Origin of the sequence: Streptomyces kronopolitis, assembly GCF_014646275.1 — a bacterium.
Classification (GTDB): Bacteria; Actinomycetota; Actinomycetes; order Streptomycetales; family Streptomycetaceae; genus Streptomyces; species Streptomyces kronopolitis.
The window spans coordinates 112,373-125,581 of the sequence record NZ_BMND01000012.1 but is presented as its reverse complement, the minus strand read 5'-3'; the positions used below and the strand labels follow the sequence as shown (position 1 = coordinate 125,581).

14 protein-coding genes are annotated in these 13,209 nt (G+C 70.3%); 8 read left to right on the top strand and 6 right to left on the bottom strand.

Going from position 1 to position 13,209, the window contains the following annotated elements; translation table 11 throughout:
• Positions 1-943: 943 nt before the first annotated feature.
• The 4 genes from IEY78_RS15825 (at position 944) to hemC (ending at position 3,697) form a co-directional block, all read left to right on the top strand.
• Entirely contained in the window at positions 944-1,294 is a 351-nt protein-coding gene (locus tag IEY78_RS15825; protein ID WP_189098667.1) for a hypothetical protein, read from the top strand.
• Positions 1,240-1,677 carry a hypothetical protein gene (locus IEY78_RS15820; RefSeq protein WP_189098665.1) on the top strand — a complete coding sequence of 146 codons (438 nt, stop codon included), beginning with the start codon at positions 1,240-1,242 and terminating at the stop codon, positions 1,675-1,677. Before IEY78_RS15825 ends, IEY78_RS15820 begins: the two co-directional genes overlap by 55 nt.
• A 127-nt stretch (positions 1,678-1,804) precedes the next feature.
• Complete coding sequence (locus IEY78_RS15815) at positions 1,805-2,506, top strand: class F sortase (protein WP_189098664.1); 702 nt, start codon at positions 1,805-1,807, stop codon at positions 2,504-2,506.
• Between the two features lie 255 nt (positions 2,507-2,761).
• Positions 2,762-3,697, top strand: a complete 936-nt coding sequence (gene hemC / locus IEY78_RS15810; RefSeq protein WP_189098662.1) for a hydroxymethylbilane synthase — start codon at positions 2,762-2,764, stop codon at positions 3,695-3,697.
• A 35-nt stretch (positions 3,698-3,732) separates the two neighbouring features.
• On the opposite strand, the gene IEY78_RS15805 is transcribed toward hemC, so the two are convergent.
• On the bottom strand, positions 3,733-4,167 hold the full coding sequence (locus IEY78_RS15805; protein WP_189098660.1) for a hypothetical protein: 435 nt from the start codon (positions 4,165-4,167) through the stop codon (positions 3,733-3,735).
• Positions 4,168-4,723: 556 nt separating this feature from the next.
• On the opposite strand from IEY78_RS15805, the gene IEY78_RS15800 reads away from it, so the two are divergent.
• Positions 4,724-4,882, top strand: a complete 159-nt coding sequence (locus IEY78_RS15800) for a hypothetical protein (RefSeq protein WP_189098659.1) — start codon at positions 4,724-4,726, stop codon at positions 4,880-4,882.
• Between the two features lie 32 nt (positions 4,883-4,914).
• Here the strand turns inward: IEY78_RS15800 and IEY78_RS15795 are convergent, their stop codons facing one another.
• From IEY78_RS15795 to IEY78_RS15775, 5 genes are all read right to left on the bottom strand, one after another.
• Positions 4,915-5,259 (bottom strand): MmcQ/YjbR family DNA-binding protein, encoded by a 345-nt coding sequence (locus tag IEY78_RS15795; RefSeq protein WP_189098656.1) that lies wholly within the window; start codon positions 5,257-5,259, stop codon positions 4,915-4,917.
• 119 nt (positions 5,260-5,378) lie between these two features.
• Positions 5,379-6,788: a DUF2079 domain-containing protein gene (locus tag IEY78_RS15790; protein WP_229699976.1), complete on the bottom strand. Its 1,410-nt coding sequence runs from the start codon at positions 6,786-6,788 to the stop codon at positions 5,379-5,381.
• Between the two features lie 383 nt (positions 6,789-7,171).
• Complete coding sequence (locus IEY78_RS15785) at positions 7,172-7,669, bottom strand: potassium channel family protein (RefSeq protein ID WP_373294164.1); 498 nt, start codon at positions 7,667-7,669, stop codon at positions 7,172-7,174.
• 232 nt (positions 7,670-7,901) lie between these two features.
• Positions 7,902-8,897, bottom strand: coding sequence for a trypsin-like serine peptidase (locus IEY78_RS15780; RefSeq protein WP_229699975.1), 996 nt, complete (start codon positions 8,895-8,897; stop codon positions 7,902-7,904).
• 223 nt (positions 8,898-9,120) lie between these two features.
• Positions 9,121-9,348 carry a hypothetical protein gene (locus IEY78_RS15775; RefSeq protein ID WP_189098653.1) on the bottom strand — a complete coding sequence of 76 codons (228 nt, stop codon included), beginning with the start codon at positions 9,346-9,348 and terminating at the stop codon, positions 9,121-9,123.
• Here IEY78_RS15775 and IEY78_RS15770 point away from each other — a divergent pair.
• The 3 genes from IEY78_RS15770 (at position 9,337) to IEY78_RS15760 (ending at position 13,177) form a co-directional block, all read left to right on the top strand.
• Positions 9,337-9,525 carry a hypothetical protein gene (locus IEY78_RS15770; RefSeq protein WP_373294163.1) on the top strand — a complete coding sequence of 63 codons (189 nt, stop codon included), beginning with the start codon at positions 9,337-9,339 and terminating at the stop codon, positions 9,523-9,525. The two genes, IEY78_RS15775 and IEY78_RS15770, sit on opposite strands and share 12 nt — an antisense overlap.
• Positions 9,526-9,769: 244 nt before the next feature.
• A complete protein-coding gene (locus IEY78_RS15765; protein WP_189098652.1) occupies positions 9,770-11,605 on the top strand; it encodes a glycoside hydrolase family 15 protein in 1,836 nt (611 codons plus the stop codon).
• Positions 11,606-11,755: 150 nt separating this feature from the next.
• Entirely contained in the window at positions 11,756-13,177 is a 1,422-nt protein-coding gene (locus IEY78_RS15760; RefSeq protein WP_229699974.1) for a purine-cytosine permease family protein, read from the top strand.
• The last annotated feature ends 32 nt before the right edge of the window (positions 13,178-13,209 follow it).

Genomic DNA, 13,209 nt, shown 5'->3' with positions numbered 1-13,209 from the left:
AGTGAGAATCCTCCGCCCTTTGTGTCCGAGGGGCGGGGCCTGGAGTGCCGACCCGGGCGGGCGCTATCGGCGGTGCTTCGCCCGCCGGGGGAACGGGCCTGGGTACCCGTTGTCGCGGCAGAGCGTGGGGGCGCGCGGCCGGTGACCCGAGAGAGGCCCTGGTCGCACTCCGCCGCACGAATCACCTGATCCTGGAAGGGTGTTACGCAAACAACCAGACCAATTGCCGCCCAGTGCAAAGCACTTGCCGGCAGCTGAGTTCATCGTGGGGCAGCCCGGCTTGCCATGTGTGACTTGGCGATGACGACTCTGCCGGGCGGATGTGGACCAGGGGTGCGCTCAAGGGTGTGGGCGCAGGCGTAGGTGTGTCGCACTCGGGTACGGGCTTCCTCGTGGCTGTGCATCCGCCCGGAACATCAGGGGCGCCGGGGCGATGCCCGGTGCGCCCGGCACCCGGCCCCGAGGCGTCGCCCCCCGCCGGAGGCCGTCGACGTCTCGCCGGAGCCCCCGCTCGCAGCCGCTCCCACCCCTGCGTTCGGCCCGGAAAATCCCCGCTCTGACGGGCCGTCGAAGGCCCTTTAGCCCACTCGTTACGCGACACGCCGACGACGCGCGCCGTCCAACGGGTGAATCCACCCCCCAGGGCCACCCGAAGAGCCCAGGGCGTACCTCGAATGCGAGGTTCTCCGGTGGTGCGGGGCCGCGATCCGGCTGACGGTGATCACGTCGCCACTGCGATCCGATGAGCCGACAAAGAGTCGACCTTCGCAGTCGCGCCGAAAGGAACATGTTCCCATGCGCACTGCTCGCACCTTGTTCGCTTCGGCCGCCATTACGGCGGTGCTCGCCATCTCTGCCCCTGCTGCGAACGCAATGATCTCGGAGGACAGTGCCGCGAACAGTGGTACCACCTCCGCCAGCAATGACCACGACCGGAACGGCCGTGACCGTGACCACGGCCGTGGCGGCGACCGCGACGGCCGCGGCGGACGCGGCGACCGCGACCACTGCCGTGACCACGGCCGTGGCGGCGACCGTGACGGCCGCGGTGGACGCGGCGACCGTGACCGTGGCGGCGACCGCGACCGTGACCGCGGTGGCGACCGCGATGGCCGCGGTGGACGCGGCGACCGTGACCGTGGCGGCGACCGCGACCGGGGCCGCGGTGGCGACCGTGACGGCCGCGGCGGCTACGGCGGCTACGGCCGTGGTCACTGGGACGACTGCCGTGACGGGCGGATGCCCAGCGGTGGTGTGCACACCGGTGGTGGCGCCCTCGCCAAGGCCGTCGTGAACGACTGGGACCAGGGCAGTGGCTACGGCGACGACCACGGCCGCGGCGGCCGTGACGGCGGTCGTGACGGCGGTCGTGACGGTGGCCGCGGCGGGCGTGACGGTGGCCGTGACGGCGGTCGCGACGGTGGCCACGGCCGCGGCGGCGACCGCGACCACGGCCGCGGTGGCTACGGCGACCGTGACGGCGGTCGTGGTGGCTACGGCGACCGTGACGGCGGCTACGGTGACCACCAGCGGCCGCACGGTGGCATCCACACCGGCGGTGGCGGCATGGCGACCGGTGGCGGCATGGCTGCCGGCTCCGTGCTGATGCTCGGTGGCCTCGGCGCCGGCGCGTACATGCTGCGTCGCCGTAACGCCTCGGGCGCCTCTGCGGCCTGATCCGGCCCCTCCTCACGGAGGCCGCTCTGCTGTCGCGGCCACCGCTCCTCGTGGACGGTGGCCGCGGCGCTTTCGTTACCGCCCCTGCGTCACTCGCCGTCGCCCCGTTCATGAAAGGCACCGTCACATGACCGCCCCGCAGTCGCCCCAGCCGAATTCCCGTCCACCCCGGACCGCCTCCGCGTCCCGCCCTGTGGGCCGCGGCCTGCTGTGGTCTGCGGGAACATTCCTGCTGGGCTCTCTCCTCGTCTACAACTCCGTGGACACCTCGGCGGACCCCAAGCCGCTGACCCGCCCCGCCGTGGCCTCCTCGGCCACCCCGGGCGGTCGTACGGCCGCCGCGCCGGTCCCCGATCTGTCCCTGCCCCGCTCCGCGCCGAAGCGGGTGTCGATCCCGAACATCGCCGTCGACGCGCCCTTCACGCAGCTGACCCTCGGCCCGACCGGCCAGCTCAACGCGCCGCCCCCGGGGGACAGGAACCTCGTCGGCTGGTACAAGGACGGCGCGTCACCGGGTGAGCGCGGCTCCGCGATCATCGCCGGTCACGTGGACACCAAGACCGGACCGGCGGTGTTCCTGCAGCTCGAATCCCTCAAGCCGGGCGCCCTGGTCAACATCACCCGCGAGGACGGAATCATCGCGACGTTCAAGGTCGACTCCGTGGAGACGTTCAGCAAGTCGAACTTCCCCAACGACCGGGTCTACGCCGACGCGCCCACCGCCCAGCTGCGCGTGATCACCTGCGGTGGTGCCTATGACCGGAAGGTCAGGGACTACGTCGACAACATCGTGGTGTTCGCGCACCTCTCCTCGTACAGACGTGCCTGAGCGGTTTTCTTCGCACACCGGAGACCACCCGGGCACCGCGTGACAAGCCCAGGCCGACCCCGTCGTCGGCCTGGGCTCCGTCATGCCCGCGGGACGTGCGACGACGCCCGGGGGTGCACCCGCCGCGGACACCTCGGCGGGCGGGGGCCAACCGGGGCCAGGGTGCGTCGACGCCGGGCGGTGGATCCCTCGAGAGGCGGTGGAGCCGGGCCGGTGGGTGGCCGTGGCGCGGTTCTGACGGTCTATCGTGGGCGCATGTCCGCCCCTGAACTGATCCGTATCGTCTCGCGCGACTCGCCCATGGCACTGGCCCAGGTGGAGCGCGTCCGTGTCGAACTCGGCACGCTGCACCCCGGCATCGCCACGGAGGTCGTCCCGGTCAAGACGACCGGCGACCGCTGGATGGGCGCGCTGTCCCAGGTCGAGGGGAAGGGGGCGTTCACCAAGGAAGTCGACGCCGCCCTGCTCGCCGGTGAGGCGGACCTCGCGGTGCACTGCGTCAAGGACATCCCGGGCGACCGCCCGTTGCCGGCCGGTACGACGTTCGCCGCGTTCCTGGAGCGCGATGACGTCCGGGACGCGCTGATCCACCCCGGCGGGCTCACCCTGGACGAGCTGCCCGACGGCACCCGGATCGGGACCTCCTCGGTCCGCCGGATCGCGCAGCTCGCGGCCTCCCATCCGCACCTGCAGTGTGTGCCGATGCGTGGTAATGCCAACCGTCGCATGGAAAAGCTCGCGGCCGGGGAGGCCGACGCCCTGCTGCTGGCCGTCTCCGGACTCGAGCGCATCGGCCGCACGGACGTGATCAGCCAGATCCTGTCGGTGGACGAGATGTGCCCGCCCATCGGAGCCGGTGTCCTCGCCCTCCAGTGCCGCGCGGGCGACACCGAGACCATCGAGGCCGTCAGCGGTCTGGGCCACCCCCGGACGTTCCAGGAGACCACCGCCGAACGCATGCTCCTGCACGTCCTCCAGGGCCACTGCAACAGCCCGATCGCCGGCTACGCCAGGACCGACCGCCGCGGCGAACTGTCCCTGCGTGCCTGCGTCTTCACCCCGGACGGCAAGACGGTCCTCAACGCCCACGAATGGGCCGGCCCGCTCACCCCGGAGACGCTCGGCACGTCCGTGGCCGTCGCGCTGCTGCGCCAGGGCGCCCGCGAGCTGATCGACTCCATCGCGCACTGAAGGCCTGACGGCCTGACGGCCCGAAGGGGAGTGGCTCAGGAGTCGTCCGGCTGCACGGCCGCGCGCCGGGGCCGCAGGCTGTCGTGCTCCCACGGCACGACGACGACCTGCTCGGCGTCCTCGTAAATGATCTTTCCGGGGTCGGCGGACTCCACCCGCACGCAGCCCACGTCGTGCGCGGCCAGAAGGTCCAGGTAGCCGTCCACCCGCTCGATGAGCCGCACGGCGGAGGTCTTGAACCAGGCCACCGCTCCGGGGTGCAGTTCGTGGTCGTAGACGGTGGGATCCGTGTCGGAGGGGTTGGGGTAGTTGGCGTCGTACCAGTCGTTCCCGGCGCGCCAGAAGCGGTACTGCTCCTCGCTCAGCCTGCCGTCCCGTGCCAGGCCGTTGGCGAGGGCGAAGACGCCGGGGAAGTGCCCCCGGGGGCTGCGCCGGGTCGCCTGAAACCTCACGTACAGCGCCTCACCCACGGGATTCCCCTCAGTTGCTGTGTCGACAAGCGGCAGGGCAAGACCGGGTCCGATGGTGGCGGGCCTGACCTTGGCACGGGCCCATCTTCATTGAAGACGCTCCGGCGGGGGCAGGTTCTCGCCCATTCCGGAGGCGGGGACGCGGTCGGGCGTACGCACGCGCGGAAGAGGGCGGATCCGGCCGCACGGTCGATCGCCCCGCGCGGGCGGGAGGTTCCTCCGGATTCTCCGCAGGACCGGATTCTCCCGAGGAGTCCGACGGGAACTGTTATCTGTTTCACTTGTGTCGGCGGCCGCACCCGGATCTGGCGTCTTCACCCCGGCGCTATGCAGGCATTACCCGCCTAAACCGTGCAATGGTCAACGGTCTCAGGGGCTGAGCTGATCTTTGCGTGCTCGCCACGGTCATGACACGATGTCCAGCGCCGCACGGGGGAGCGGCGCACGTGGGGAAAACCTCCCTTTGCGCACCAGGTATTCACCGTGGTGTTCCCTAGTTCCCAGGGCGGCAAGAACCTACTGAGCCGCAGTCGAATCACAAGGGAATGGGATCGAGATGACGACCTCCACGCACACCGCCAGCCACACCCCCATCTACGAAGAACTCGTCGAGGAGCACGGCGATATCCTCGCCGAAGCCCGTGAGGCCGCGGAGCATTCGCAGCTCACCGCGTCCCAGGCGCTGGACTGGAGCGATCTCCGACGTCGCGAGTGATGCACCTCTCGCCCTCCGGGGCCGACTGCTGCCTAGTCATTTCCGGGGGAGGCGTCCAGGAGTCGCGTCGGGGCCGCTTGCTTCCATGAGTCCACGAGGATGTCCCGCAGTTCGTCCAGATCCTCCAGCGCGGACAGCCGTACCCGCACCCAATGGGAACCGGCCTCATGGGGCGGCACCCAGAACTTTTCCGGTTCCGCCGCGATCAATTCCTGCCGCTCATGAATGGGGCACCGCACGGCGAACGAGGTCTCGTCGTCGGGGACGGTGACGAACATCTTCCCGGCGACCCGGAACGTGGGCATTTCCCAGGCCACTTTCTCCACCGTCTCGGGGAGGGCGAGGGCGATACGACGGACATCGGCGGAATTGATCACGCGCACCAGCTTAAAGGTGGCGGCGTGGTCCCGGGCGGCCGTTCGCCGGCCGGACCGTTCCCGGCGGCGGCCGCCGGAGAGCAGCGGCCTCGCCGACGCGGGGCGCAGCCCCCGTGCCGCTACCGTCGGCGCAGCACGGTGATCCCGTCCTCCTCCGCCACCCGGACGTAGCCGTGTGCACGATAGAGCCGCAGCATGCGCTCCGTCTGCGCCACCGGGCACGGAGTCTTGACGGTCGGATCCTGACGGTCCGACACCACCCAGCGCGGGGGATCGGCCGGCAGGGCGGTCGGCGACGCGGGATCGGGACCGGTGCCGAAGCAGACGAGGCTGACGGTGGCCCGTCCGGTCAGCATCGGTGCCAGCCGGTTCGACGAGGCGACGGTGTCCCCGTCGGGTATGCGCGCCAGCAGCCGCTCCGCCGTACGGACATGGGCGGGGGTGCGCCATGCCGAGGGAAGCACCAGGTCGTGGAGCGGATACACGGCCGCGGTGACCGCGGTGAAGGCGGCGGAGAAGGTGAGGAGCCGGCGGCGCCGGGCCGGCGGCACCAGGTCCGTCCGCCGGTGCAGCACATCGATGAAACCGGCGAACACCAGGGGCATCAGGATCGCGTTGTAGTGGAAATTCGGCTGCCAGTAGTGCTCGTTGCCGGCCAGCAGACGCCAGGCGAGGGTGGGCACGCACAGCAGCGTCAGGGGCGAGCGCAGGCCGACGAAGGCGGTCGGCGCGGCGAGCATGAACAGCAGCAGCCACTTCATGGGCGGCCAGAACAGATGGAGCCCGAGCGAGGCGAGCCCTACGGCGCCGGATGCCGTCGAGGCCTCGCCCGGCATCTGCTGCCAGTAGTCGAAACCGCCTCTGGGGTTCATGGCGGGCAGCAGGACCAGGACCTCCAGCGCCGTCCCGGCCGCGCCGAGGCAGACGACGCCGAGGCCGAGCAGAAGCGGGGAGTTCCGCCGCGGCGCTTCCGGCCCGCGGCGCTCGCGCAGCCCCTGCCAGGCGATATAGGCACCAATGGCGGCGAGCGTCAGCCCGAGGTCCTCCTTCACCAGCAGCAGCGGCAGCGCCCAGGCAGCCGCCGCCCGCCAGCGCCGGTGTCCGAGCGCGGTCACGCTGAAGGCGAGCAGCGGGACCGCGAAGCAGATCTCGTGGAAGTCCTTGGTGACTCCCGTGACGAGCCCCCAGGAGGCCCCCAGTCCGCAGCCCACGACCAGACCGGTGACCGGCCCGACGGCCCGGTGCGCCCAGCGGGTGAGGGGATAGCAGGCCAGCGCCATCAGAGCGGCCTGCACTACCAGCAGCGTGACCGAGCCGGGGAACAGCCGGTACAGCGGGGCGACGAGCACCAGGATGGGATGGAAGTGATCCCCGAGAAGATTGAAACCCGGGCCCTTGAGTTCCACGACCGGTGCCTGACCGTGTGCGTAGGTGCGGATGGCCTGCTCGAATATCCCCAGGTCGTACCCGGCGTTGAGCATGCGGTCGTTCCGGAGCAGCGACACCAGGGTGTACACAGCAAAAAACACCGCGGTCACGGACCAGCCCAATGCCCGTGGGCCGGGGAGGTGTTTTCCGAGCGCGGTGCCACAGTCCGACAACGTCCGGTCCGAGGATATTCGCCCGAACCACGGGCCCCTGAACCGCTGCACCGTCTCCACCCTCGCACCCACCGTCGTCGACTCGGAAGATGCCCCGGCAATCCGTCCATGGATTCCGGGGCTGTCCTCGGATTCTCCGGGCTCCGGAAACCCGCCGGAACACCGCAGGTGAGTGTAACCCTGCGTCCCTCGGGGCCAGTTCGGCGAGGTAAGGGGGAGGGGGAGGCGGAGGGCGCGGGAATTGCGGCCGGATTCCGGAGCGGCGGAAAACGGCGGGTGCGGCCGTGCTTGCCGGATGCCGCGGCGGGCGGTCAGGTGGTGGAGCGCGGTCCCTTGTCCCGGATCAGGTTCTCGACGTGGTCGAAGCGCGCGTGCAGGGTGTGCAGCTCCGTGCGGAGCGCCTCCGCGTCGTCCCGCGCATGGCTCCCCACGGTCTTGCCCAGGCGGACCAGGTCCTGCTCCGCGCGGCCGACGAACCAGGTCGCCAGGGCGGCCGTGATGACGCCGAAGGCCGTAATGGCGCTGAGCATGAGAAGGGAAGCGATGATGCGGCCCCACAGCGTGACGGGATAGAAATCCCCGTAGCCCACGGTCGTGGCCGTCTCGATCGCCCACCACAATCCCTTGGGAAAGGACGTGATATTGGCGTGCGGCGCACCGGATTCGGCGACCACGACCAGAGCGGCACCCCCGAGCAGCACCGCGGTCATGACCAGCGTCACCCAGAGCGCCGCCTGTGCATGAAGCCGGCGCCACGCCTCATTACCGAAGAGGCGATTCAGTACGGACAAGAGAAACGATGGCACCAACGGGCGTCACCTTCCACCGCGGACTGAGGAAACCGGCTTTCCGCCACCGCTGACATTAACAGGAGCCGTCGCCATACTCGGATATGTCGCTCCCGGCACCGTGTTGGCCAGTTCACCCCGACGTCCCGCCTCTCCGTGCCCCCACTACCCGATATCGGGCGGTCTCCCGGCCGTGCGGCATTTCGAGCGTGCGCAGTTCGGGGCGCTCAGTTCGGGCGTCTTCCGCAGATGATTACTTCGGCTGACGGTCTTGGCTGGGCGTGGCCGGCGGATCGCCGTCGACTGCGTGTACATAGAGCGCCAGGGTGTCGATGGTGAAGTACGAACTGTAGGAGACATCCGGGAAGTCGCCGCCGGTGTGGTAGCCGCCGATGACGCCGATCAGGGCGTATCCGCTGAAGTCCCTTACTAGGAAAGGGCCGCCGGATGTGCCGCCGATGTAGCCGGCGCAGGCAATTTCCAGGAAGTCGCCGGGGGCGGCCGGGTCCGTACTGGTGTAGCGGTGCGTGGAAGAGGCGCAGTCCAGCGGTTTGGGGTGGGTGGTGTCGCTGTTACCGGGATATCCGATGAGGCGCACGTTGCGGTGGTCGTACCCCGGATAGGGGAGGAGGGTGAAGCCGCCGGTGACGTCCTCCACCTCGGCCCCGTCCTCGCGTGCGCCGAGCCGTACGACGGCAAAGTCCCAGCGCGCCCCGCCGCTCGTGCCGAGGTCGTAATACCGCTGGTCGAGGTAGATGCGGTCGACGGGGTAGATACCGTGCGGCTTGAGCCCGTCGTGGTACTGCGGCACGAACGACAGCCGGCGCTTCGGGTCGGGCGAGCGCAGGCAGTGCGCGGCGGTGACCACGAGGTCGTGGTGCGGGCTGCGGACGACCGTTCCGCCGCAGAACCGGCCGGTGTTGCTCCCGTCCGTCCAGAAGAAGGTCCCCACCTGGGGGAGGCCGTCGAACGGGTGGCTCGGCGGGGGCGGGTCCGCCGCCGGGCGCGCGGCCCCGGCAGCCCTGGTGACGATCGCGGGCTGTGCCGCCCGCATCCGCTGGGGCGTCCAGTAGGTGTCGGCGGCGGCAGCCGCGGGCGACGGGCCGTCCGGCGGATTCGCCGCGTGCGCCGCCGTCCCGGGCGGCACGGCGAGCGACAACCCGAGCAGCAGCGCGGTGAGCACGGTCTTGAGCAGCAGAGTCATGTGCGGCGGGGCGAAGCGGCCACGTACAGCGAGCGGTCTGCTCATGGTCCGGGTCCTCCAGAGGGCACGGCGTACGGAACGGGGCGTGCGCGCGAGGCGGCGTGCCATGGTCCTACGCTGGGCAGGCACCTGGCGAGAGGCGGGGCCGGAATTCATACCGGTGGGGTGGGTCGCGGGTGATCGGGTTGATGACGTGATACCTCGTCACCCGACTCACTGGCCAGGACGATGACTGCCTGTCACCCGGTGGACCGCGAACGGCCTGCGGTCAGCGCGGTGCGGGCAGATGCCGGACGAAGAACGAGTACACCTCGCTGCGCACCAGGGGCACCGATACCGCCGGATCGATCGTGCCGACCAGCGAGTTCCGCCCGGCTGCCGTCATCAGCCCGGCGGCCTGGAGCTGGGGCGCGAAGGCGGCGTAGTCGGTGAACACCCCGTGCGTGGCGTGGGCGAGCTGCCGTCTGCGAACCTGCTCGTGCCGATGGGCGAGCACGGCCGACCACACACCACCGGTCGGCTCGCCCGGCGACTGGCCGTCAGCGACGCCACCGCATCCGCCCACGCCGCCGCACTGCGCGGGGCGGGCCTGATCACCACGATCCGCGCGGGACGGTCCGTACTGCACCGGCGCACCGAGCTGGGGAGCCTGCTGGTGCGGCGGCACGGGTGAGAGCGGCCGGGCGACCGAAATGGATGCCCTGCGCGACGGGTCGTAACGCACCGCATTCGGGTCTCGTCGAGGCACACCCCTTCCTTGAGCCGAGGCCCGCCCCTCCGTGACCGGACTCGGATCCCCGGACGCCGGCACCGTCGGCGGCACCCGGATCCGCCCGGCAGTCGCTCGCTCGCCGCCCGCAACCACCCGGAGGTAACCTGAATCCACTGTTTCCGCTCCTCAGTGCCGGGGAGGTCAGATGACCGCCGGTGTGAGTCTCCGCCCCAGCAGGGCCGATGCGCTGCGGTATACGCCCATCGCCGAACACGGGCTGATCGGCGACATGCGGACCGCTGCGCTGGTCGGCACCAACGGCACCATCGACTGGTACTGCTGCACGCGCTTCGACGCCCCCAGCGTCTTCGCCGCGATCCTGGACGCCGACCGCGGCGGGGCCTTCGAGCTGGCCCCGGACGTGCCCGCCCGGACGAAGCAGTTCTACTTCCCGGACACCAACATCCTGATCACGCGCTTCTTCGCGGACAACGGTGTGGGTGAGGTCCAGGATTTCATGCCGATCGTCGACGACTCCGGTGAGGCGGACCGGCACCGGCTGATCCGGCGGGTGCTGTGTGTCCGCGGCTCGCTGCCGTTCAGCGCCCGGGTCGCGCCGCGCTTCGACTACGGGCGCAGTGAGCACACCGTGCACGACCGGCAGGGGCACACCGTATTCGAGTCGCCGGGGCTCTCCCTCGCGCTGACGTCCAGCGTTCCGGTCGTGATCGACGGCCCCGACGCCCGTTCCTCGTTCACGCTGAACGAGGGGGACACCGCGGTGTTCGCGCTCGACCGGATCGGCAACGGTGTGGAGCTGCGGGGCTGCCCGCTCATGGAGGCGGAGGAGCTGTTCAACGCGACGGTGCACTACTGGCGTGGCTGGCTGTCGAAGTCCCGCTACCGGGGGCGCTGGCGGGAGATGGTGCACCGCTCCGCGCTCACCCTCAAACTCCTCACCTACGCGCCGACCGGCGCCATCGTGGCCGCCCCCACGACGAGCCTGCCGGAGCAGGTCGGCGGCGAGCGCAACTGGGACTACCGCTACGCCTGGGTGCGGGACTCCGCGTTCTGCATCTACGCACTGCTCAGACTGGGCTTCACCGACGAGGCCAAGTCCTTTGTGCACTTCCTGTCCGAGAACATCTGCCCCCGCGGCGGACCCGAGGCCCCCTTGCAGATCATGTACGGCATCGACGGCCGCAGCGATCTGCCCGAGGTCGAACTCCGCCACCTGGAGGGCCACTTGGGCTCCTCGCCCGTGCGGATCGGCAACAACGCCGTCAACCAGCTCCAGCTGGATATCTACGGTGCCCTCATCGACTCGCTCTACCTCTACGACAAGTGGGGAGAGCCGCTGTCCAGCGACCACTGGGACACCGTCGGCACGCTCGTTGACTGGGTCTGTGACAACTGGGATCAGCCGGACGAAGGCATCTGGGAGACCCGGGGAAAGATCCAGAACTTCCTCTACTCGCAGCTGATGTGCTGGGTCGCCATCGAACGGGCGATCCGGCTCGCCACCCACCGGGGCCTGCCGGCGGACATGCTCCGCTGGTCGCAGGCCCGTGACGCGATCTACCGGCGCATCATGGAGCGTGGCTGGTCGCCCGAGCGGAAGGCGTTTGTGCAGCACGAGGGCGACGATGTGCTCGACGCCTCGGTGCTGATGATGCCGCTGGCCAAGTTCATCTCTCCCACGGACCCGAAGTGGCTCTCGACGCTGGACGCCCTGGGCGAGGAACTGGTCTCCGACTCCCTGGTCTACCGCTATGACCCGAGCAACAGTCCCGACGGGCTGCGGGGCGAGGAGGGGACGTTCTCCATCTGCTCGTTCTGGTACGTCGAGGCGCTCTCCCGCGCCGGCCGGGTGGACGAGGCCCGCCTCGCCTTCGAGAAGATGCTCACCTACGGCAACCACCTCGGGCTGTTCGCCGAGGAAATCGGCCACACCGGCGAGCAGATCGGAAACTTCCCGCAGGCCTTTACGCACCTGGCTCTGATCAGCGCCGCATTCAACCTGGATCGCGCCCTGGGCTGACGGGGACGCTTCAGGCACCACAGGTGCCCCGCACGCCGCGCCGCAGGCCCGTTGCCTGCTCCGTCCCCGCACTGCCGCGGCAGGGCCCCCTGCCGGACGCTCCGGGCGGCCCGCTTACCGTAGGGCGCATCTGTTGACGCCTGGAGAGTCATGACCTTCGAAGAATCCGCCTTCGCCGGGCGGATGCCCGCCCGGGCCGGCGACCTGGCGGTCGAGCGGCACGGGATCGAGCCGGTGCCCGAAAACAACCGCTACGGAAAGCCTGCCCGCCTTTTCACCGTATGGTTCGCGCCCAATCTGACCATGACCGGGGTGTTCTCCGGCACGGTCGGTGTGACCCTGGGGCTGGACTTCTGGACGGCGTTCACGGCCATGGTCCTCGGCACGCTCATCGGCGCGGTGCCGGCCGCGTACCTCGGCACCTGGGGCAGCCGGACCGGGGCGGGACAGCTGCCGCTGTCGCGGCTGGCCTTCGGGCGAGGCGTGGCGCTGCCCGGGATCATGCAGTGGCTCTCCTCGGTCGCCTGGGACGCGCTGATCGGCCTCTTCGGGGGTGAGGCACTGGCCCAGCTGCTCGGCTGGCCGTTCTGGCTCGGTGCGCTGGTGATCCTGCTGCTCCAGGGAGCGGTCGGCGTCTTCGGCTACGAAGCCCTCCACCGGCTCCAGACGGTGATGACCTTCGTGCTGGGCGCCGCGTTCCTGGTCCTCGGTGCCAAGCTGCTGTCCGGTGTGCCGCTGCCCCTGCACGGGTCCGTGCACGGTGCCGACCGCCTCGGCGCCTTCGTCCTGACCAGCACCATCGCCCTGAGCCTGGCCATCTCGTGGGCCCCCTACGCCTCGGACTTCAGCCGCTATCTGCCCCGTACGACGTCGGGGCCGCGGATGTTCTGGTACTCCCTGCTCGGCATGGTGCTGTCCTTCGCCTGGGTGCAGGCGCTCGGCCTGTGGGGTGCGGCGCTGTTCACCGACCAGACCGCCGCCGGGGTGCACAAGCTGCTGGGCGGCGGCGCGCTCGGCGCCTTCGGTCTGCTGGCCATCGCGGCCGCGGCGGTGTGCAGCAACGCCATGAACGACTACAGCGGCTCGCTGGCACTCCAGACGGCCGGCATCCGGGTGCCCCGGCCGCTCGCCGCGGCGGCCGCGGCCGTACTCGGTTTTCTGCTGGTGCTGTGGCTGCACGACGCGGACACCACGGTGCGCTTCCAGAACCTGCTGCTGTTCGTGGGCTACTGGATCCCCGGATTCGTGGGCATCGTGCTGGTCGACGCGCGACTGAGGGCCCGGGACCGGCAGGGTGCGCCGATCGATGTCGCGGCCGAGTTCGCCCGCCCGCAGCCGTGGTGGCCGGCCTGTGTGGCCTTTGTGGCCGCCTTCGCCGCGGCGGTGCCGTTCATGGACACCACCCTGTTCGTCGGCCCGGTCGCGGCCGCCTTGCACGGCGCCGATATCGCCTACTACGTGGCCTTCCTGGTCTCCGTCGCGGTCTATCTGCCGCTGCGGCTCCTGCTGCCCGCCCGTGCGGCCGAGCCTGCTCTGACCAGGGATGTACGGCCGGTGGACCGAAGGATGTAGCGCGTGAGCGCGGGAGATCGTGCTGCGGGACG